Raw genomic sequence first — 20,317 nt, 5'->3', positions numbered from 1 at the left:
TCTTACTTGCTTTATCACTATTTTGTTCTGACAATTTGTTGTTTCTTTTATATTGGGAGAATTGATGATATTGTGCCGCATAAAATTTTTTTGTCGATTTTAAGATAAAATTAGATGATGAACGCGACGTACCGTTTTGATCGCGATTTTTGTTAATAGAATTGAGCATAAATAACTTGAAAACTTTTTGAAGGTTAACGAACTATAATGGGTATGAAGGTGAATTTCTCTCTTGAAGAGGAATATATTAGTTCTAAATAAGGTAGTCCGGTAGTCCGGTAGTCCGGTACCCTAAATAAAACCTAGATATTCTATTTTTTTGGGAGTTGCAGTAACCATTTATTTGTTTTAATAATATGAAAAACAGGGTAAGAAAGGATTTTTTGTTGCGTAAGTTGAAAATAGCTATTGCAGTATTTTAAGTATCTAATAGTAGATGATTTGTCGTTTATTCTAGCAAACATCCTTGCTATTTCAAAATATGCTTCTTTGCTGATGGATGAAATAGTATTTTTTGGAGATAGAGGGTTTATTTTTTCTAAGTCAATAGTTTGTAATTGACTGTGTTTGCAGAATTGTACAAAAACTTGTTGGATTTCAGGAATGTTGCTCATTACTATGAGTCTATCTCGCATGCGCCATAGAGTTATTAAATTTTTTCCTGTACAAATAAGCGGATATTTTGTCAAAAGCTGTTGAATTTTTGTTTTATTTCCTTGAATCCACAGAATATGTAACAATTCTACTAAACAAGTATACTGTGGCAATAAAGAATTTTTTTGATTTAAAGCTAATTCCAAATCTTTTGCTGCTTGTGTATATTGTTTTCGCATTTTGTAGATGGCTGCTCGCATATAGTAGTATTCAGCCTGAGGATTCAAAGTTATAGATTGTGAAATAAGCTCTAAGAAATAATCACTAGTAAATTCTTGTTGCCATTTAAAATTGATTTCAAATTCGATAAATTGCTTGCGAAAAGAGTCGTTTTGAACGGGTTTCATTGTGTTTCGTAGATATAAAAATAAGCCTCTGGCAATAGCTTCGCGTTGTAAGGGGGTATGAGTTTCTTGTAATATTATTTCTTTTTCATTACGACTTGCAAGGTAACTATATACAAGATAAGAGGCTTTTCTTATTTTGAGCTGTTTATGGTTAAAATACTTTAACATAGTATTGTTTATATTAGAAAATCTCTTCTGTAAAAGTGTAAAGAAAATGGTTTTTTGTATATCCGAATCGTTTTCTTTTTCAAGATAGAAAAAACCAATTTTTAAGGTTTTAAGGAATGTGTAATAAGCAAACATTCTTGTGAATTTGTCGGTTTGGTCATTCTTTTCTATTGTTTCTAACCAATGTCCAAGATTGGAGAGCTTTTTTGCTATCAACTGCTCATTTTTTTTGGGGCCATATTTTGCTGAAAAGAAAACTACGCGCATTGTAATCATACGGATTAGAGAAGGTATTAACTCATTGCGAATGATCTCGCTCATTTTGGGGTGAAAAGGCTGCCAATATGCCATTACCATTATCGCTGTGATAGAAATGTTTGGAATTTTTGATTGTGCAATCTCTGCTATTTTTTCAAAATGATCAGCAATATTTATGTTTAATAAATGAAGTAACAAACATCTCTTTAAATTGTTATCCGACTGTTGTAAAAACTTGAAGAATAGCGCTATCTCTTGTTTGCTATACTTTTTCTTTTTCCAAAAGTGGTAATGAGCTATAAGTTTTATGTGTTGGTTTGTATGTGATAAAAATTGCCGCAGCGTTTCTCTGGCTCGATGGCTTATCTTTTCTTGTATTTTTGATAAAACAACTATTCTAACGGCGCTATAAAACCTAATCTGTTTGTTTTTATTCTCCATTAATTCAAGTAAGTACTTTTTATCTGATAGCGCACTAATAACTAAAGTACGCCAAAAAAGGTTTCTATTGTGGCTGTATGCTTTTTTTAGAATTTTATCTTCATTCTTGTAAAAGCCTGCTTCGTGTAAAACTATTTGACATAATGCTGAGAGCATTATTCGCTTTTTTGCTTTATAGCCATTCTCTAAAAACCTAATATCTCTGGATAGTATTATTTTGGCAGATAGATAACGAATCTCTAAACTTTCTTGGCTATCGTTTAAAAGCTTGTAGATATCCTGGTTTGGTATAAGTTCAATTATTTTATAATCATCGTATAATATGCATGCTGCTAAAGAGTAGTACAAAACAAATTTTTGCTCTTGCTTTTTTAGGTTAATGATTTTGTCTCGTATTTTTTGTAATTTTTTTTGTAATATCTCAGAACTATTATTTTGTATTTTTTGTATCATGACTTCTATATTCGGTGAATATCTTTGCTGTAGTAATTTTTGTTCTATGGTTCCTTTATCCTTGTAATTATCGATTATTTGTTTTTGAAATTCTTTTTTTAGAAATTTATTTTTATTCTTTAAGCTCATTACTTCATAATAATTTTGTTGATAGTATCTATAAATCTTGTTGAAAGTTTTGTGGAAATTGTTAGGCGCACGCTGCATTTGTACATGTAGGATATGACTAACAACTATATTCTCACAGAGTTCCGGGAAATCTGTTACAGTTAAGTAGTTTTTCGCGAGATATTGAGAAGCCTCAAAGTTTGTGGGGTTGATTGCTAGTGCTTTATTAAAAGACACTATTGCTTGTTGGAAATCTAGTAAAACGAGATAGCACTTTCCTAACAGAACCCAAGCTTTATCATCGCGAGGAGTTCGTATTAGATATTTTTTTAAATATGGCAATGCTTGTAATATTTGTTTTTTCGACATATTTTGTAAGTAGCATTTGGTTATATATAGATAGGTCTTTGCAAAAGCAGGTGCGTTTTTTAGAGATGATTTTAGATATAAAAGAGCTTGTTTAGGGTCGTTCATGTGATACAAAGTTTGTCCCAAATGAGCATTTAGAATTGCTAATTCAAGATGTTTTTCTTTTACTACCGAGGTTTTTGCCTTTTGAAAATGATTAAATGCTAGGTCATAACTATTGTTATCGTATTGCATTTTTCCTAGATAATAATCAATACGAAATCTCTGAGAAGGTTTGTAGTTATAGTTTTGTGTTTGCAGGTGAATTTTTTTGATGTCAGAAAAAAGTTTTTTGTAATAAAAAGCTTCGATTATTGTTGGAAAAATTTTGATACGCTGTGTTTTTTGACATTGTGCAAAATGCTTAATAGCATGATTGTATTTTTTTAGCTTACAACATAAAACAATGGTTCTGCGCATAGTTTCTTTTTCAAGATTTTTGTCAATAAATTTATATTTTAAAATTAACATCAATTGTTTTAGCTCTGACTCATATTTTCCTTGTTTGTTTAGAGCAAAAGCGTATTTTAGATGTTCTTTTACGCTAATTTTCATGTTAAGAATATTTGGAGAGAAGGAAATATTATTATAAAATAGAAAGCTGAAATATATCGCTATACTGAAGGATAATATCGTTTTTATTGAAAAAAATTTTTTCTCTTGGATCTTTTTTTTACGTTTAATTTTTTGTAGATCTCTAAGTAGAATTTTAGCATTTTTATAGCGTTTATTTTTATCTCTTACAATACATTTATGCCATACAGATTTTAAATTTTGCGGTATACTTGTTTCTTCTTGTAGAGAAACTTCAAAAAAATTTTCAACATTAGCCATTGGTTTGTCTGCAAAAATTTCGTAGAGAATAGCACCTAAAGCATAAATATCTGAACGAGCGTCTATTTTTCCTAGTTTAGGATTTATTTGTTCTGGAGCCATGTAGGTCCAAGTACCTATAATTTCTCCTGTTTGCGTTAGTTTATAATTTTTATCTACTGCTTTGGCAATACCAAAGTCCATTACTACTATACGCTGCTCATTCGTAACCATTATGTTTTCAGGTTTTATATCGCGGTGGACAATTTTATGCTTGTGAGCATGGTTTATCGCTTCTACCATTTGAATAAATAGAGAGAGTTTTTCGTTGAAGGATATTTTGTTTTTGTTTAAATAGTTTCTTAGGTTTGTTCCTTGAAGGTACTCCATCGCTAGAAATAAGGTATTTTCTTGAACTCCAGCAGTATATACTTTTACAATATTAACGTGGTTCAATTTTGCAGAGAGTTCCATCTCAACACGAAATCGAGATATTTTCCTGGGATTATTGGCCAGTTTATCGCTACGAATGGTTTTAATCGCTACAATTCTATTTAACAGATCTTCTTGCGCTTTATAGACAATTCCCATACCCCCATCGCCGATTTTTTCTAAAATTGTGTATTTACCAAACTTACTTTTAGCAACAAGTTTTCTATCTGCGTTTGTGCTTTTGTTTTCTATTTTATTTTGATAAAGATCATCCAACACAAATTCTAGTATTTTCGCTGCTCTTTTATGCTTTTTCATGAAACTCACAACCTACTAACATTTTTGATGATAAGACTGAGATAATGGTTTTATAAGCTAGATTTATTAGTACTCTTAAGAGTTAGTGTTTGTAACAAATATATTATATCCCATAATATTCTACAGTCAGATTGTTGTTACAACATTTTTAATAGTTCAGAAATCTCATTCTCTATTTTATCGTCTTCGGTGTAACGTCTTACCTCCATTAGCAAAAGATGGCGATAACGTTCTTTAGCTTTTTTCATTATTCTGTTGATTGTGCTTTTGCTAGTATTAAGATGGTGGGCAATTTGATTAAACGAAATTTGCTCTTCGCTGTTGATAGATTTTATTATTTCGTGGTTAAAAAAATGTTCTAGTGCATGGCGATTATTTTTAGAATGGTTGGTTGACAAGAATTCTATGTGTTGTATTTTTCTGTAAATAGGTGTTTTGAAGATGGTATTTATTTCGTGAATGACCATTTTTTGTAGTTGAGAAGAAGCATATTGTTCAATGCTATGGTTCTCTAATAATTTGACAATTTTTGGAGAGAATTGCTGTACTAAAGTATAGGTAAAGCTATTAGACTTATTGCAAAGCTTTCTCATAAACTCATTGGGATAAATAATATCTCCCATTTGTAGTTGCAAGCTATCACTAAAAAAATATAACCATAGAACGATATATTCAATAATGTTATTTTCAGCTTTTGTCTGTTTTTTGAATTGTAGTAGAACAATTTCAATTAAGGAATAAGCCCAATTACGGTGAAAACTCTTTTCTGGAGTATTGTTGTCTTCTAAATTAAATGTATGTATGATGGAAATGTCGGGATGAATAATTTTTTTTTCAAACTGCTTTTGACTTAACATGTTCTGATCTTTTACAAAACGAGTTAGCAAGGTTAATAAAAGCGTTCGAAATTTTCCTTTTTCGCGGTTCGCAAGAAGAATCCACTTATTTTCTAAAAATTTGATAAAAAAGGATTGCGCATAATCTTGAGCATCTTCAACTGAATAACCTTTATATCTCAAAAATGCATAGACTGATCCCCAATAACTTTCGCAAATATTTTTGATTTCAGTATCGTTTTTTTGTATTTTTAAAATTTCAGACCAAGATGTCGTTTTCCACATGTTCTTACCATCCAAATAGGATATAGATGCTATTGCTGTAGGAAGCAAAGATTTAGATACAAACAGTAATAGCGTCTTCAATAACTATAAATAGAAAAGTACTTATTAGAGCCTGTTATAAAATTATTTTAAGGCGCGAAATTGTTCCTTTTCACTTCTAATTTCGTTATTTTTTTATTATAAAATTACTACTTTACGCTAAAAAAATGCCTTATTAGAAGCTAAAATGCCCAAATTTTTCACCCAGCTTACCTTTGAGTGTCATAGCGGCGTTGAGCCGGTTACATAGCTACAGTTATGTGCTTCTCAGGCTGTCCTTGCTCTGACACTCAGATTCTACGATGACTTGAAACGTGCTCAAAAACTTTTTGCGACTCACTTACAAGAATATATTTCTGTTTTACATCAACTTTGTGTTAGATTCTAGAAAATAAAAAACTATTCTCTTAAGATATTGTTATAAAGTTTTAAAAGAAAATAACATAAACACTTAAAAAATAGTAATAGATTAGAGTTAAAATGTAAACGCGTTGCGACTGCGATTCTGATATGAATTTGTAAGATAAGTGATTTGATAAAAGTAGTTACCCATTGAATGCAAGTCTTTATTTTTATAGCACGGCGCGACGAGGGCGCACAGCTGTAGCTGTGTAACTGAGGAGCAACAAAGCTAGAAAATTAAAGAACAAAATGCCAATGGGTAAATACTTTTGGCAGGTCACTTAAAATCAAATTGATAACATTTCCGAAAAAAAATCCAATCAAAATGTCTTTCTTTCAGTATAACCTAAACGATACTCTCAACTGTATGATTTTTGCAAATATTTACATGCACTAGGAGATAAAACTGAAAGAAGATCAATTCTACATCAAACAGTGCTTGAAAGGTGACATTAACGCGTTTGAAAATTTAGTAGAACGCTATGAAAAGCGCTTGTTCACTGTTGCTGTGCGCATGCTCAATAATGAAGTAGATGCTCGCGAAGTAGTTATTATTGTTTTTGAAAAAACTTTTTTTGCGCTAAAAACATACAAAAAACAATATAAGTTTTCTACTTGGCTTTATCGTATTTTGTTAAATGAAGTTTACGATTTTTTAAAACAAAAGAAGCGGCAAAGTTTACAGCCATTGCCTCTAAGTCTTGGGCACTTACAAGACCCAAGTAAAGAATTAGAGAAAAAAGAATTTTGGGCGGCTGTTTCTGAAGCTCTTATGTATCTTTCCTCAAAAGAGCGAGCTACTTTTGTGTTGTCAGTATTTAACCGCATTTCTGTTGATGAGATTGCCGATATGCATAATTGCCCGCGCGGAACCGTGTGTTGGCGCCTTTTTCAGGCTAGAAGTAAGATGGCAAAAATTTTAAAGATGTGGAAATAAGTGCACTGGCTTAAAGTACTTAGCTCTTAGATTATAGGAGAAAGGATTCTTTATGGATGATGAATATTGGCAAAAACAGTACTGTCTGTGGAAAGATGGTTTGCTTGCCGAAAATGAAACTAGAAAACTAGCAAGCTATTTAGAGCAGAATCCACAATGGGAATTTAAAATTTTTATGGATAGTATGGATGCAGCGCCAGAATCTATTTTAGAAAAAAGTATGTGGTCTGATGTGCAGCAAAAACTTTCTACTCGCTCTTTATTTCCCTACAAAAATTATTATATTGCTGCCGCAGTTTTTTTTGTTGTGGTGTGGATGTACTTTGTTGAATCTCGTATACAGAATTTGAAAAAGCATAATGAGCAATTACAAACGCAACTACAAGCATTTTCATTGCAAAACAGTGATTATTTATTAGAACTTGCTTTTAGTGCACAAGAAAAAGGTAATTGGCAAAAAGCACTTCGTTTATTTCAAAAAATTGAGAAAATGACAAATGATGAAGATTTACGCGACTTAGTTTACTATCAGCAAGCATTTATTGCTTTTTCTTATCAAGGGAATGACGAGGATTGCGTAAAGCGATTACAGCAACTAGATTTTACTAATTATGCTTCTTCTATTTATTTGTTAGCCCAAAAAATACAGAGACGTACTACAAATAAAAATGTTCGTCGCGCGAGTATCGAGTTGATTAACAAATGTGAAAAAATTTTACAGAACGATACTATTTTGATTTCTTATTAGGGATTACTTGATGATGAAATATATACTTATTTTATTTGTTGTTGTAAATAGCTTGCTGGGACAAGAAACACAGTCCGTTGCACAAGAGCAAATTACTGAAATTATTACAACTGTTGAGAGTAAATATTATAAAACAGTTGATGGAGAACAAATTACCAAAGGGTTTGTTGACGGTTTAGCTAAGGCTTTGGGCGATAAGCATATGGAATTGATTCACGAAAAAGAATATAAAATTATGCTTGAGAGAAAATTGCAAGGAATTGGTGCAATTCTATCGATGAAAGATGGAGCCGCTAATATCGTTTCTCCTCTTGTAGGCGGTCCAGCGTACAAAGCCGGAATAAAGGCCGCTGATCAAATTGTTGAAATCAACGGTGAAAATACGGAAGGGTTTGATCTAAAAACGATTGTTTCTCGTTTACGTGGTCCGAGAGGCACAAAAGTGCTGATAAAAGTGTATCGTCCAGCAACAAAAAAACTTGTTGAAATTACAGTTGTTCGCGATGTAATCATTCTTAAAAATCACACTCGTAAAATGTTAGATAACTCTGTTTTGTATATTTCTATCGAGTCTTTTTTTGTTGGCGTTGCTAAAGATATTCAAGATACTATTACTAGTAGTAAGGCCCAAGGAATTATTTTAGATTTACGTGGTTGTCCTGGAGGAATGTTAAATGAAGCGGTTGCGTTAGCAGATTCTTTTTTAACCACGGGTATAATAACGCAGGTTCAAAAGAGAAAAGAGAAAAAGGTTATACAAAGTGATAAAAGTACTATCTTTGATGGTTCTATGATTGTCCTGGTAGATAAAAAAACAGCATCCGCTGCTGAATTACTTGCGGCTGCTTTACAAGAAAATTATCGAGCACTTGTTATTGGTGAAGTTACTTTTGGAAAAGGTAGTGTTCAGGAAATAATTCGTTTAAAATCTGGAGTGGCGCTTAAAATGACCGTTGCTCATTATTTAACTCCGGCAAGTAATATTGTTGAGAAGATTGGAATTATACCTGATATAGAGATGAAGTCTAACGCTATCAAAATAGAGAAGATAGGTGCATTGGTTTTGACTTTAGCAAAATCACGTAAGTAAAAAAGATCATTTTCTACGGTGATGGTTTTAAAAGCATGTTATTGTCGCGAAAGTAGTGATCCAGTAGTTTGGGTTTATGCATATACCTGGATTCTATTTTTATGAGAATGACATGCTTTACTCGTTTTGCAGTAGATGTTATCTCACCTTTTAAGAGATTAAATTTGTCAGTAAGATTTTTAGAATATGATTTTTGATTTAATTTAGGGCCAGCCCGGACACGCCCTAATAGCTTAAGAGACAGTTCAGCTATAATTTTTCTTGGTTCTGCTCGCGTATCTACAATCTCTTGATATCCAAATTAAAGAACTTAAACAAGCTAGAATCAAAATTCGCCTTGCGCTAAGAAAGTGTTAAAACTACAAGAATTTCTAAGCATATGGAAATAGAAAGATTTTAGATGTACACTCCTCAAAAAACTTTAATGACATTGTTATTTGGTTCGTTTTACTATCTCCGTTTTCACATTGATCTTGGAGTCAATTTTTGCTAACGCAGGAAATACTTTTAGTGTTTCGACTTTTCGAGCTTTACTTGATGGAATTCTTAGAAATGTATCCATTTCTACTCTTGGCGTTTTACCTTATCTTTATGCATCCTTGTTTTCCATTTTTGCCGTGAAGTTTTTTTTCAAAAATTCGCCATGCGAATCTCAAATGGATAAATACCCAATTACCGCTATTGTATAATTTCACAGGTGAGTTGTTCTATTTCTTTTGGCAGTGCTGTTATTTTTGTGTCTTTTAAATCAAGATGAATGAGAAAAGAAAGTTTGCCTATTTCCTTTGGTAATTCCGTTATATTTGTATAGGCTAATTCAAGATCAGTAAGAGATGAAAGCTGCATTGTACTCTCATTTGAAACCTCTTTTCTTATTTTATTCCAAATCTACTCTATTGTTACTATTGTATAATTTTACAGGTAAGTTCCTTTATTTCTCTTGGCAATTTAGTTATTTTTAAGTTCCTTAAGTCAAGACGAATGAGAGAAGAAAGTTGTCCTATCTCTTCTGGTAATTCTATTATTTCTGTATTATTTAAATATAGATGAGTGAGAGAAGAAATCTGTCCTATTTCTTTTGGTAACTTGGCTATTGATGCTTCACATAGATCAAAAAGAATAAGAGAAGAAAGTTGTCCTATCTCTTCTGGTAATTCTATTATTTCTGTATTATTTAAGTATAGATGAGTGAGAGAAGAAAGCTCACCTATCTCTTTTGGTAATTCTATTATTTTTGTATTATTTAAATATAGATGAGTGAGAGAAGAAAGTTCACCTATCTCTTTTGGTAGCTTTATTATTTGTGTACCATTTAAATTTAGACATTCAAGAGAAGAAAGTTGTCTTATCTCTTCTGGTAACTCTGTTAATTTTGTCTGACTTAAATACAAATTAGCAAGAGAAGAAAGTTGTCCTATCTCTTCTGGTAACTCTGTTAATTTTGTCTGACTTAAATACAAATTAGCAAGAGAAGAAAGTTGTCCTATCTCCGTTGGTAATTCTTCTATATTTGAACCACACGAATATAAGTGAATAAGACAAGAAAGCTGTCCTATTTCTTTTGGCAATTTAGTTATTTTCGTTCCACCTAAATCAAGGGAGGTAAGAGAATAAAGCTCCCCTACCTCTGTTGGTAATTCTTTTATCTCCGTATTGTGCAAGTGCAGACAAGTAAGAACAGAAAGTTTTCTTATTTCTTTTGGTAACTCTGTTACTTTTATTCCGCCTAAGTTAAGATAAGTAAGAGAAGAAAGTTGTCCTATCTCTTTTGGTAACTCTGTTATTCTTGTCCCCTCTAGCTCAAAATGAGCAAGAGAAGAAAGTTGCCATATCTCTTTTGGTAATTCTGTTATATTCGTTCTACTCAAATTTAAATAAGTAAGAGAAGAAAGTTGTCCTATTTCTTTTGGTAACTCTGCTTTTTCTGCCCCTTCTAAGTCAAGGTTAACAAGTGAAGAAAGCTGCCCTATCTCTTTTGGTAGTTCTGTTATTTTTGTATAGCTCAAGTATAGATGAGTAAGAAATGAAAGCTGTTCTATTTCTCTTGGTAACTCCCCTCTGTGCCATAATAAGTGAGACACCTTAAAATATCAATTTAGAATAGTAGGGTGAAAAAGGAAAATACAGGTGTCGCAAAAAAATGAAGAAATCCCAAACCCAGAATTCCAAGAAAAAAAGCTTACAAGACGAAAGCGAACAATAGAGTACAAAAAAGAGATAATAAAAAAAGTGGATGCATTAGCCGGAACAGGTAAAATAGGAGCATTCTTGAGAAAAGAAGGCTTGTATTATGCCGCAGTAAAAAAGTGGAGAGGCAATTACGAATCGGGGAAATGGGAGCAAACAAAGTTGAAAAAAACAGATAGAAAAATAGACACTTCAGCAGAAATAACCAAATTGAAAAAAGAAAAAGAAGCTTTAGAAAGAAAATTAAAACGAGCAGAGCTAATAATAGAAGCTCAAAAAAAAATATCCCAAATACTAGAGCTGTCAGAGGAAGAGAACGATACGAAATAATGAAAGCAGTAGCTATTTTAGCGAACGATATAGGAGTAGTAGAAGCTTGTAAAAGTTTTGGCATAGCAAGAGCAAGTTGGTATCGTTGGAAAAACGGAGGAAAAAAGATAAGGAAAAAGGGTTGCTATCCCCATGCGCTAACAAAAAAAGAAAAGGAAAATGTTTTAGAAATTTTAAACTCAGAGCGTTTTGTTGACATGTCGCCGCGAGAGGTTTATGCGATATTGCTAGATGAAGGAAAATATCTATGTTCTTACAGAACAATGTATCGTTTATTGCACGATCAAGAGAGCTCGCAAGAAAGGAGAAAACAAAGGCAGCATCGTAATTACGAAAAACCAGAACTACTGGCTACGGCTCCGAATTGCTTATGGTCATGGGACATCAGTAAATTAAAAGGTCCAAGAAAGTGGAACTACTTTTATTTATATGTAATTTTGGATGTATATAGTCGCTGTGTTGTCGGTTGGACAATTGCCGAAAAAGAATGTAAAAAAATAGCTAGTGATTTAATTGAAGAAACGACGGTAAAGCAAAAAATCCCTAAAGGACAACTTACAATACATGCTGATCGCGGAGCCTCAATGAGGTCGAAAAATGTTGCACTTTTACTCTCTGATTTAGGAATAACAAAAACACATTCGAGACCTTACGTTTCAAATGATAACCCCTTTAGTGAAAGTCAATTTAAGACTTTGAAGTATCGACCAGATTTTCCTGAGAGATTTGGTTCTATACAAGATGCGCGAAGTTTTTGTCGGACATTTTTTCTGTGGTATAACAAAGAACATCGGCATACTGGAATAGCTCTTTTTACTCCTGAAATGGTGCACTATGGACAAGTTCAGCATTTTTATAATATTAGAAAAGATACTCTCTATCAGGCATACTTACAAAATCCTGGACGTTTTAGAAAAGGTATATCTATACCTAAATTAGTACCTGATGCTGTTTGGATTAATCCTCCCAAACAAAACTCTATATAGTTTTTTTTCTTCCCTTGCTTTTATTGGGAAGGAAAAAAATAACGAATATTATTTACTTGTTTTGAGAATAAAGGTTCGTAGCTGCTTTTCGATGAAAGCAAAAATCTTGACAGATTTTCTGGCGAGATTTTTGACTCAGCGAAAAGTTGCGGAGATGCTTTATGGCCGCAATACTTATCACTTATGATGGAGAATTTTTTAACGAATTTGTTTTTTAGTGTCTCATTTTTCTTGACACATTCCGCTCTTTTATCCTTACTTCACTCAAATTAAGATGAGTAAGAGAAGAAAGTTGCCCTATTTCTTTTGGTAATTCTGTTATGTTTGTGCAACGCAAGCGAAAACGAATAAGAGAAGAAAGCTGCCCTATCTCTTTTGGTAACTCTGTTATTTGTACTTCACTCAAATCAAGATCAGTAAGAGAAGAGAGTTGTCCTATTTCTTCTGGTAGACTTTTTATTTTAGATTTATTCAAATATAAATGAGTAAGAGAAGAAAGCTGTCCTATCTCTTTTGATAACCCTGTTATTTGTGTATAGCTCAAATTAAGAGATCGAAGAGAAGAAAGCTGTCCTATCTCTTTTGGTAATTCTGTTATGCTTGAATAACTCAAATTAAGAAATCTAAGAGAAGAAATTTGCCCTATCTCTTTTGGTAATTTTGTTATATTTAAATAACTCAAATACAAATGAGTAAGAGAAGAAAGCTGCCCTATCTCTTTTGGTAATTCTGTTATGTTTGAATTAGTCAAATCAAGAGAAGTAAGAGAGGAAAGCTGCCCTATCTCTTTTGGTAATTCTGTTATGTTTGAATTAGTCAAATCAAGAGAAGTAAGAGAAGAAAGCTGCCCTATCTCTTTTGGTAATTCTATTATGTTTGAATTAGTTAAATTAAGAGAAGTAAGAGAAGAAAGTTGTCCTATCTCTTTTGGTAACTCTGTTATTTTTGTTTTATTTATCTTTAAACAATCAAGAGAGGAAAGTTGTCCTATTTCTTTTGGTAACTCTGTTATATCTGCATAAGATAAGTCAAGAAAAGTAAGAGAAGAAAGCTTCTTTATTTCTCTTGGAAGTTTTGTTATTCTCGATGCGGTTAGCTTTAAATAAACAAGAGAAGAAAGTTGCTCTATCTCTTTTGGCAACTCTGTTATATCTGCCCCACTCAAATCTAAATGCGTAAGAGAAGAAAGTTGCCATATCTCTTTTGGTAGTTCCGTGATCTCTGTATCTATTAGATTTACACACAATATACCTAAGAAATTACACTGAACAAAACGACTTGCTTTTATTCTGCCAAAAGTTACATTTGTGCGAAAACTGCAATTTTCAAAAAAGCAGTTTTCTATTTCATAGACAGGACCATCTTTGAAGAAAAAAGCACATCCGTGATATGAAGTATTATTTTCTAGCGTCTTTAGGGATTTAGATCGTATTTCCATTTGAAAACCTTTCAAAAATTATTTCATCTACTTTATTACAAAATCTTACAAGAAAGCTGTATTTCTTTTGGCAGTTCAGTTACTTCTGTATATTTCAAATCGAGAAAAATAAGAGAAGAAAGTTGTTCTATTTCCTTTGGAAGAGTTTTTATTTTTTTGTGACGCAAATTTAGACGAATAAGAGAGGAAAGTTGCCTATTTCTAGTTCTGTTATGTCCGTACAGCGCAAATCAGGTTTTGGAAAGATATGAGATCCAGCAACTGAAATTGACTTTCGATTACTGGATTCTACATCAAGTGTTAGCAATGTAAATCATAAGTCTTTACTTAACATGCAATTAAGCTTATTTTAATGGGCTTGGGGCCAGCCCTCAATTAAATCAATGAAGCAGACTAATAGGTATGATAAACAACATGAATTTTAGCCCTACCACTTAGTCCAATTGCTTGGCATTGATTTTTTTTCTGGCTCCAGAACTCTTAATATTGCTGAAAGAAATGGCAGATTTGCGAAAAAGGCAAAGCTAAATTTTATCATATTTCTCGCAGATCTACCACTGAATGTACTGTTATTCTTGATACTTCGCAAATTATGGAGGTCCTTGATTTTCAACAATGACAAAACGGAAAACTTTATTAGTTCGCGTTGTTTCTATGCTTTGTAAAATGCTATAATTACTTTGGCTATGATCATGGACGGTCAAGGTCACGCTTACCAATTTTCTAATTGATGACACACCTACTTTACAACATCTTATAATTCATATTGTCTGTTTTTCTCGACTAAATTTGAATTTGCAATTTTTAGATAAGGATTTGTATGGAAATTTATAAAGAGTTCATTTTTGAATCAGCACATCGTTTGCCTAATGTTCCTGAAGGACATAAATGCGGACGATTACATGGTCATTCGTTTAAGGTGACTATATATGTTGCAGGAGAGGTTGATAAAACAACAGGATGGATTATGGATTTTGCTGATATTAAGGCGGCATTTAAGCCTCTTTATGATCGCTTAGATCATCACTATTTAAATGAAATAGAGGGTTTAGAAAATCCGACGAGTGAAGTACTTGCGATGTGGATTTGGGAAAGGCTGTATCCTAAACTTCCAAGTTTATCGAAGATAGTTGTGAATGAAACATGTACTAGTGGTTGCGTTTATATTGGAAAAAAAGAATAGTCATGGAAGAAATATTTAAAACTCTTATAAAAAAAATAGGCGAAGATCCCGATCGTGAAGGTTTAGTTAAGACCCCGCATCGCGCAGCAAAAGCATTTTGTTTTTTGACTAAGGGATATAAAGAGGATATTCACGAAATTACGAATGAAGCTATTTTTTCAAGTGATGCAAGCGATATGGTGGTGGTCAAAAGTATAGAATTGTATTCTCTTTGCGAGCATCATTTACTACCATTTATAGGTCAGTGTCATGTTGGTTATTTACCAAATGGAAAAGTAATAGGATTATCAAAAATAGCACGTATTGTTGATGTTTTTGCGCGCCGATTACAAATACAGGAAAATTTGACACGACAAATCGCTGAGGCAATGATGGAAATATTGCAGCCTTTAGGAGTTGGAGTTGTTATTGAATCTAAACACTTATGTATGATGATGCGCGGAGTTGAAAAACAGAATTCTCTGATGAAGACGTCATGTATGCTCGGCAATTTTCGCGACCAACAACAAACGCGAACTGAATTTTTGCATTTGATTAGATAGTACTAGAAAACCTGTTCTTTGTATTTACCAATCTTTGGTTAAAGTAAATACTTTTGGCTTGCGGTGCAATTTGTTATGATAGAGTATTATTTCTAGGGGTGTTCCCCTAATTATCAAAAACAATTAAGGAGGTCTCCGTGACCAAATATTTCCTTTTGATCGTTTGTTGTATTTTTGCAGCTAGCGTTTTTGCGACAGACCATGTTGATAGTCCGTTTGAAGAAGATTTAGCTGCGGCGGATATTACTGATTTGTTTGCTTTTCCTAGAAAAGAAAATGGCAAAACGACATTGGTTTTGGCGATGACAGTTCACTTGAGCGCAAAGCCAGAATCTAAATTTGCGGAAATGATAGAGTATAGTTTTCGTTTACGCCGTGTTGGTATGAATGGCTTTGGTAAAGACTTTGCAGTTACTTCAGGTGAAGAATTTGTTGTTAAGTGTAATTTCTTAAACAATAGCAGTGGTGGACAAGATGTCAACTGTGTTGTTGTGCGCACATCCCCGCAACAGGAGATTAGTAAAGCTAATACTACAGTTAATGATCTTAGTGGTGGTGACAATCCTGCGCTAAGACTTTTTGCTGGTCATCGTGCCGATCCATTTTTCTTTGATCCTATACGTGTACAGCAAAGTCGTTTGCGCACAGTTAGTTATGATGACATTGGTTTCCCTTTTCCTGGAATCATACCTAAAAATGCTCTTGCTTATAGCAATGTACTTGCAATTGTTGTTGAGCTAGATGTTAATCAGCTTTTTGGTAAAAATGCAAATCCAATGTTTGGGATTGCTGGACATACCGAACGAGTTACTTTTCAAGGAACAAAAAAAGTGATGCTGAGTGTTGACCGTGTAGGTCGCCCTGAAGTAACAAACTTTATTATGGGGCAATTCAGTATTTCTAATCCAGATTTAAATGCTGTTAAAAAGCAGTGGAATGCAGAAGCTAATAGTTTTTCTCTTACAAAAAGTAAGTCAGGTCTTTATCGTAAAACGATAGAAGAAGGTTTGGCAAGCATGGATTTGAAAGACACAGGACTTAGCTCAAATGGTAAAGACTGGCCTTCTCCTCATCCACTAACAGACATTTTTATGAATGACTTTTTAATTGTGGATACTTCAAAGCAAGGCGATGTTAATTCATCGAACTATTTTGAGATCGAGTTGTCTAGATATGAAAATAGAGGGCATAAGAGTTGCGGTGGGCGTACGCCTAACGAAGACTTTGTTGATACAATGCTTACACTTCTTATCAATGGACCGGATCGCAAAAAACCTCACCGTGGTGATGGCATCAAAGGTCAACCACGTCCAGCTACAAATACTTTTCCTTACCTAGGAACACACGAGTAAGAAAATTACGCTACAAACAACCGAGTAGTTTACTACTCGGTTGTTTGAGTACATTTAGATTATTTAACAAGCTTTATTCAATATCACCACCGTTTATTTCCCACCCGCTTCCGGTTTCGCGAAAAAAGTTTGAAAAATCATCGTCTTTTAAGGCAATAGGTTGCTCATTAAGTGATCTTTGGACTGTATAACTTTGTTCATCATTTTGCAAAACTTTGCGCTGCAGTTTTTTAGGAACGAATGTAAAGTGATATTTTCCTATAGATATATTTGTTTTTTCTGACATTACGGTCTTTTGCCCAGCGCTCAATCTTTTATTGTTTACTGTCATTGCGTAGTTTTTACTAATATTTTCGATAACTACAGTGTCTGCGACATAAATAACAGCGTGAATACGCGAAACCCCTTCGTCATCAAGAATGATATCATTGGTAAGTGCTCTTCCAAGATAATTTTTGCTTTTTGTGAGTGGTAGCATAATCTTGCTACTATTAAAATATAAGTGTGGTATAGAGCATACTTTTTGTCTATCGGCGATATAATTCATTAAGTCTAAACGTAATTGATCTACAGAATCATACCTTTTTTCTGGCGCTTCTATACATTGTAAGCAAATATTTTGTAGACGTCTGTCTACCTGCGAATCATCAGGGAACTGTTTTTCTAGTGCTGCGTTGTAAATCAGTTCTACTAGTCTCGTGCCTTGGTTGGGTACATTACCTGTTAATATTTCGAATAAAACACCGCCTAATGAGTATATATCACTTTTGACGCTTGGTGGTTTGTTTTCAAATCTTTCTGGAGCGGCATATTTATAAGTAAAATTCTTAGTTTCGCCAAAATCTATTAGTTTTATTGTTCCTGATGTCGAAACAAGTATGTTTTGTGGTTTGATATCTGCATGGTAAACGTTTTTATTGTGTAAATATCCAAGAACTTCGCATAGATCGCAAAAAAGTTGGCATATTTTTACAAAAAAATCTGATAAAGGTTTTTTCTGCGCTTTTAATTTTGTAACGTACTGACATATATTTGAGCCTTGAATATACTCCATAACTATGTAGAGTTTACCATCGTGGCTTCCAAAATCATATATGTGCACAATATTCTTATGATTGAGTTTTGCTAGCGTCTCTGCTTCTTTCTGTGTTAGTCCCACACCTAATTTTATAGCAACATAACGATTTAATGCTTTGTCAAAAGCCATGTATACTTTACCAAATCCTCCTGCGCCTATTTCTCCGAGTATTTGGTATTTATTTGCTATAACAACTTTTTTTTCTGTGAGTTCTTTTTTATCTTTTTGGTTCACTTTTTCGTCGCGAGGGAGATTTTCGAGATCGACAGTCATTTCGTTTGAAGAAGCTTTTATGTTTTGCATTGCAGCGGTTACTTCATTCCTGCTTGTGTCTTGTAAATTGAGGTCAGCAATCGTTTTTTCGTCAAGAGCGTTTTTTTGTAGATTGTCTATTTCTTTTTGTACATTAAAGTCAACAGCTGTTTGATCAGCGTCGTTTACTACAAGTTTAGCGTCTTGGCTGTCATTTTCCTCGGCGCTCACAATTTTCATTGAACGCACTTCATCAAGAGAGAATAATTGTCCCGTTTTGGTACAGGCATAGCGATCAAGATCACGGTATACACGTACTCGATAATGTTTTGAACAGTGAGGGCACTCAATCACAATTTTTTTATTAAACACTGTACTATCGAGTTTTTGCGATTCTCGTCTTGCTTTAGATTCTGAAACAAGTGGCTTTATTTGTGTTGAATTTAGATCACGTACACGTCGTTCTGTCGGTTTTATTTGTGTCGAATTTAAGTTATTTGGTGTTGCTTTTCTTGTTGCGGATGGTTTTATTTGTGTGGAATTAAAAGGGTTCAATACCTTTTTCTTAGAAGCTGATTCCGTTAAATAGTTAGTTTTAACTACTTTTATACGCATTGTATCTATTGTAAGGGAGAATACATGATCACATCCCTTACATTTTTTTTTCTTACCTAGTGGATCAAATTCTTTTTTTATTGTGGTTTTTCTACCACAGTTTGGGCAAAAAAAATTCAGAACATCCATACAATTAGCCTTTGTAGAAAGGAAGTTATTTGTGTTTGACAAGATAAGTGACCAACCAAAAATACTATTTTGTTAGGTCACTTTGCTCTTACGAGCAGTTATCTTGCATTGTAGAATTTATTTCCCTTTAGAAAGTGCGTATGCGGCTCGAATGTCAGTATTTTCGCTTCCTGTTGCAATACCTTCGTTTTCGATGTAAGCGTCTTTAGCAAATAATACTTGTTTGTCATCGTTTGAGCCTAGTACTTTGTCTCGACCAATACCTGAGCTATTTAGTAAATCGCCTCCTTGGTCCATAGTACAATGCACTGAGTTTTCATTGTTTGTGTGCCAACAACCTAGAAAATGTCCTATTTCGTGGGCTGTGATTTTTGCAATTACAAAACCAACAGCTTCGATTTTTGAAAATCCAGATTTTAACTTTAAACTGTTGATAGAGTTAGGATCAGAAGATGGTGCACTTAATAAATCAAGTAGAACTACAGCGGTATCTTGGGTTTCAAAATTTCCTGGATCTACAGAAGATGCAATACCTATTGTTGGAAATCCAATTTGTTGTATTGTGCCTCCTATGATTACTCGCGATACATGTGGAAGTCCGAATTCATCAGGATGATCAAAACTATTGCGAATTTCAAAATCGGCATTTGGGTTGATTGCCTTAAGTTTGTTAAGGTCTTGCTCAATATTCGCGATAACTACATCGGCAACCTGGCGCTCTTCAAAGGCTGTTAATTGCCAATTAGTTAAGAAATCAATCATTGGAGACAATGTGGCGCTTGATTTCCCTTGGCCGAATAGTTGTTGAGAATTGATTGTTGCACCATTGAAATCAAGAAAAATGATTTGTTTTGTGCCTCTGGGCTGAGTTTCTAGGAATGGTCGAGTGGAACGAATTTCTAATGTATAGTCACCAGAAACACTATCGTCAAAACCTTTTACCACAACAAAGAATGTTCCATTTTTTGGTGCAATCCATGTTAAAGCAGAATTTTCCGTAGAAGTAGGAGATGGCAAAGGAGATCCATCTGGATAGAAACTAGCGACACCACTGTGGTCATCATTTGAAATGATTTCTTCTCCACCGGCATCGTAAATCCCTATAACTGTGTCAAGTCCGTTTCCTTTAACGGCAATGCCAATAACATCACCTTTTTGCGTTTCCAAGCGATATGAATCAACATCGCTTGCTGTTAGATTACCGGATACATCCAAGTTCTGGCCGGATGAAGTAATGGCCGGATTGGCTGTAACAGTGTTATCATTGGGCTCTATTTCCATGGAGCCAGGATTTGCAAATGATGATATTGAAAACAAAGACAAAGACGAATTAGATGGTCTTGTTGGATACTGGCAAACATGGTTTCCTTTTGTTGCTTTATCTATTTTCTTAAAATCGGGGATGTTGTATTCTTCTGTTACAAGCACCGAAGTACAAGAAAGCAGAGCTATAAAAAGAAAGATTAGTTTTTGTTGCATGTAGTGATC

Annotated in this window: 15 protein-coding genes; 8 read left to right on the top strand and 7 right to left on the bottom strand. The window is 33.6% G+C overall.

Features of this window, described 5'->3' with window-relative positions; all coding sequences use genetic code 11:
• Positions 1–311: 311 nt before the first annotated feature.
• Entirely contained in the window at positions 312–4,400 is a 4,089-nt protein-coding gene (locus UABHE_RS29945) for a protein kinase (protein WP_372367056.1), read from the bottom strand.
• A 137-nt stretch (positions 4,401–4,537) separates the two neighbouring features.
• Positions 4,538–5,521, bottom strand: coding sequence for a hypothetical protein (locus UABHE_RS29940; RefSeq protein ID WP_372367054.1), 984 nt, complete (start codon positions 5,519–5,521; stop codon positions 4,538–4,540).
• 880 nt (positions 5,522–6,401) lie between these two features.
• On the opposite strand from UABHE_RS29940, the gene UABHE_RS29935 reads away from it, so the two are divergent.
• The 3 genes from UABHE_RS29935 to UABHE_RS29925 are packed head-to-tail and all read left to right on the top strand — an operon-like array spanning position 6,402 to position 8,737.
• Positions 6,402–6,899: an RNA polymerase sigma factor gene (locus tag UABHE_RS29935; protein WP_372367053.1), complete on the top strand. Its 498-nt coding sequence runs from the start codon at positions 6,402–6,404 to the stop codon at positions 6,897–6,899.
• Positions 6,900–6,951: 52 nt separating this feature from the next.
• Complete coding sequence (locus UABHE_RS29930; protein WP_372367052.1) at positions 6,952–7,647, top strand: hypothetical protein; 696 nt, start codon at positions 6,952–6,954, stop codon at positions 7,645–7,647.
• 10 nt (positions 7,648–7,657) lie between these two features.
• Positions 7,658–8,737, top strand: coding sequence for a S41 family peptidase (locus tag UABHE_RS29925; RefSeq protein WP_372367051.1), 1,080 nt, complete (start codon positions 7,658–7,660; stop codon positions 8,735–8,737).
• A gap of 678 nt (positions 8,738–9,415) precedes the next feature.
• Here UABHE_RS29925 and UABHE_RS29920 read toward each other — a convergent pair.
• Complete coding sequence (locus tag UABHE_RS29920) at positions 9,416–9,583, bottom strand: hypothetical protein (protein WP_372367050.1); 168 nt, start codon at positions 9,581–9,583, stop codon at positions 9,416–9,418.
• A gap of 56 nt (positions 9,584–9,639) precedes the next feature.
• Positions 9,640–10,818 carry a leucine-rich repeat domain-containing protein gene (locus UABHE_RS29915; RefSeq protein ID WP_372367049.1) on the bottom strand — a complete coding sequence of 393 codons (1,179 nt, stop codon included), beginning with the start codon at positions 10,816–10,818 and terminating at the stop codon, positions 9,640–9,642.
• Between the two features lie 46 nt (positions 10,819–10,864).
• Here UABHE_RS29915 and UABHE_RS29910 point away from each other — a divergent pair, with 46 nt between their 5' ends.
• Both UABHE_RS29910 and UABHE_RS29905 read left to right on the top strand, forming a co-directional pair.
• A complete protein-coding gene (locus UABHE_RS29910; protein WP_372366022.1) occupies positions 10,865–11,254 on the top strand; it encodes a hypothetical protein in 390 nt (129 codons plus the stop codon).
• A complete protein-coding gene (locus UABHE_RS29905; protein ID WP_372371650.1) occupies positions 11,167–12,240 on the top strand; it encodes an IS3 family transposase in 1,074 nt (357 codons plus the stop codon). Before UABHE_RS29910 ends, UABHE_RS29905 begins: the two co-directional genes overlap by 88 nt.
• Positions 12,241–12,454: 214 nt before the next feature.
• On the opposite strand, the gene UABHE_RS29900 is transcribed toward UABHE_RS29905, so the two are convergent.
• Positions 12,455–13,678: a leucine-rich repeat domain-containing protein gene (locus tag UABHE_RS29900; protein ID WP_372367047.1), complete on the bottom strand. Its 1,224-nt coding sequence runs from the start codon at positions 13,676–13,678 to the stop codon at positions 12,455–12,457.
• Between the two features lie 814 nt (positions 13,679–14,492).
• Here UABHE_RS29900 and queD point away from each other — a divergent pair.
• The 3 genes from queD to UABHE_RS29885 all read left to right on the top strand — a co-directional run bounded on the left by queD (position 14,493) and on the right by UABHE_RS29885 (position 16,755).
• Positions 14,493–14,861, top strand: coding sequence for a 6-carboxytetrahydropterin synthase QueD (gene queD, locus UABHE_RS29895; RefSeq protein ID WP_372371695.1), 369 nt, complete (start codon positions 14,493–14,495; stop codon positions 14,859–14,861).
• 2 nt (positions 14,862–14,863) lie between these two features.
• Positions 14,864–15,403: a GTP cyclohydrolase I FolE gene (folE, locus tag UABHE_RS29890; RefSeq protein WP_372367045.1), complete on the top strand. Its 540-nt coding sequence runs from the start codon at positions 14,864–14,866 to the stop codon at positions 15,401–15,403.
• 137 nt (positions 15,404–15,540) lie between these two features.
• Complete coding sequence (locus tag UABHE_RS29885) at positions 15,541–16,755, top strand: DUF4331 family protein (protein ID WP_372367044.1); 1,215 nt, start codon at positions 15,541–15,543, stop codon at positions 16,753–16,755.
• Between the two features lie 73 nt (positions 16,756–16,828).
• On the opposite strand, the gene UABHE_RS29880 is transcribed toward UABHE_RS29885, so the two are convergent.
• Together UABHE_RS29880 and UABHE_RS29875 are read right to left on the bottom strand one after the other, a co-directional pair.
• Positions 16,829–18,829 carry an FHA domain-containing serine/threonine-protein kinase gene (locus tag UABHE_RS29880; protein ID WP_372367043.1) on the bottom strand — a complete coding sequence of 667 codons (2,001 nt, stop codon included), beginning with the start codon at positions 18,827–18,829 and terminating at the stop codon, positions 16,829–16,831.
• Positions 18,830–18,946: 117 nt separating this feature from the next.
• Positions 18,947–20,308 carry a hypothetical protein gene (locus tag UABHE_RS29875; protein ID WP_372367041.1) on the bottom strand — a complete coding sequence of 454 codons (1,362 nt, stop codon included), beginning with the start codon at positions 20,306–20,308 and terminating at the stop codon, positions 18,947–18,949.
• Positions 20,309–20,317 lie beyond the last annotated feature (9 nt).

The sequence above is a fragment of the Candidatus Uabimicrobium helgolandensis genome, assembly GCF_041508025.1.
In the GTDB taxonomy this organism is placed as follows: domain Bacteria; phylum Planctomycetota; class Uabimicrobiia; order Uabimicrobiales; family Uabimicrobiaceae; genus Uabimicrobium; species Uabimicrobium helgolandensis.
This window is presented reverse-complemented; position numbering and strand designations above follow the sequence as displayed.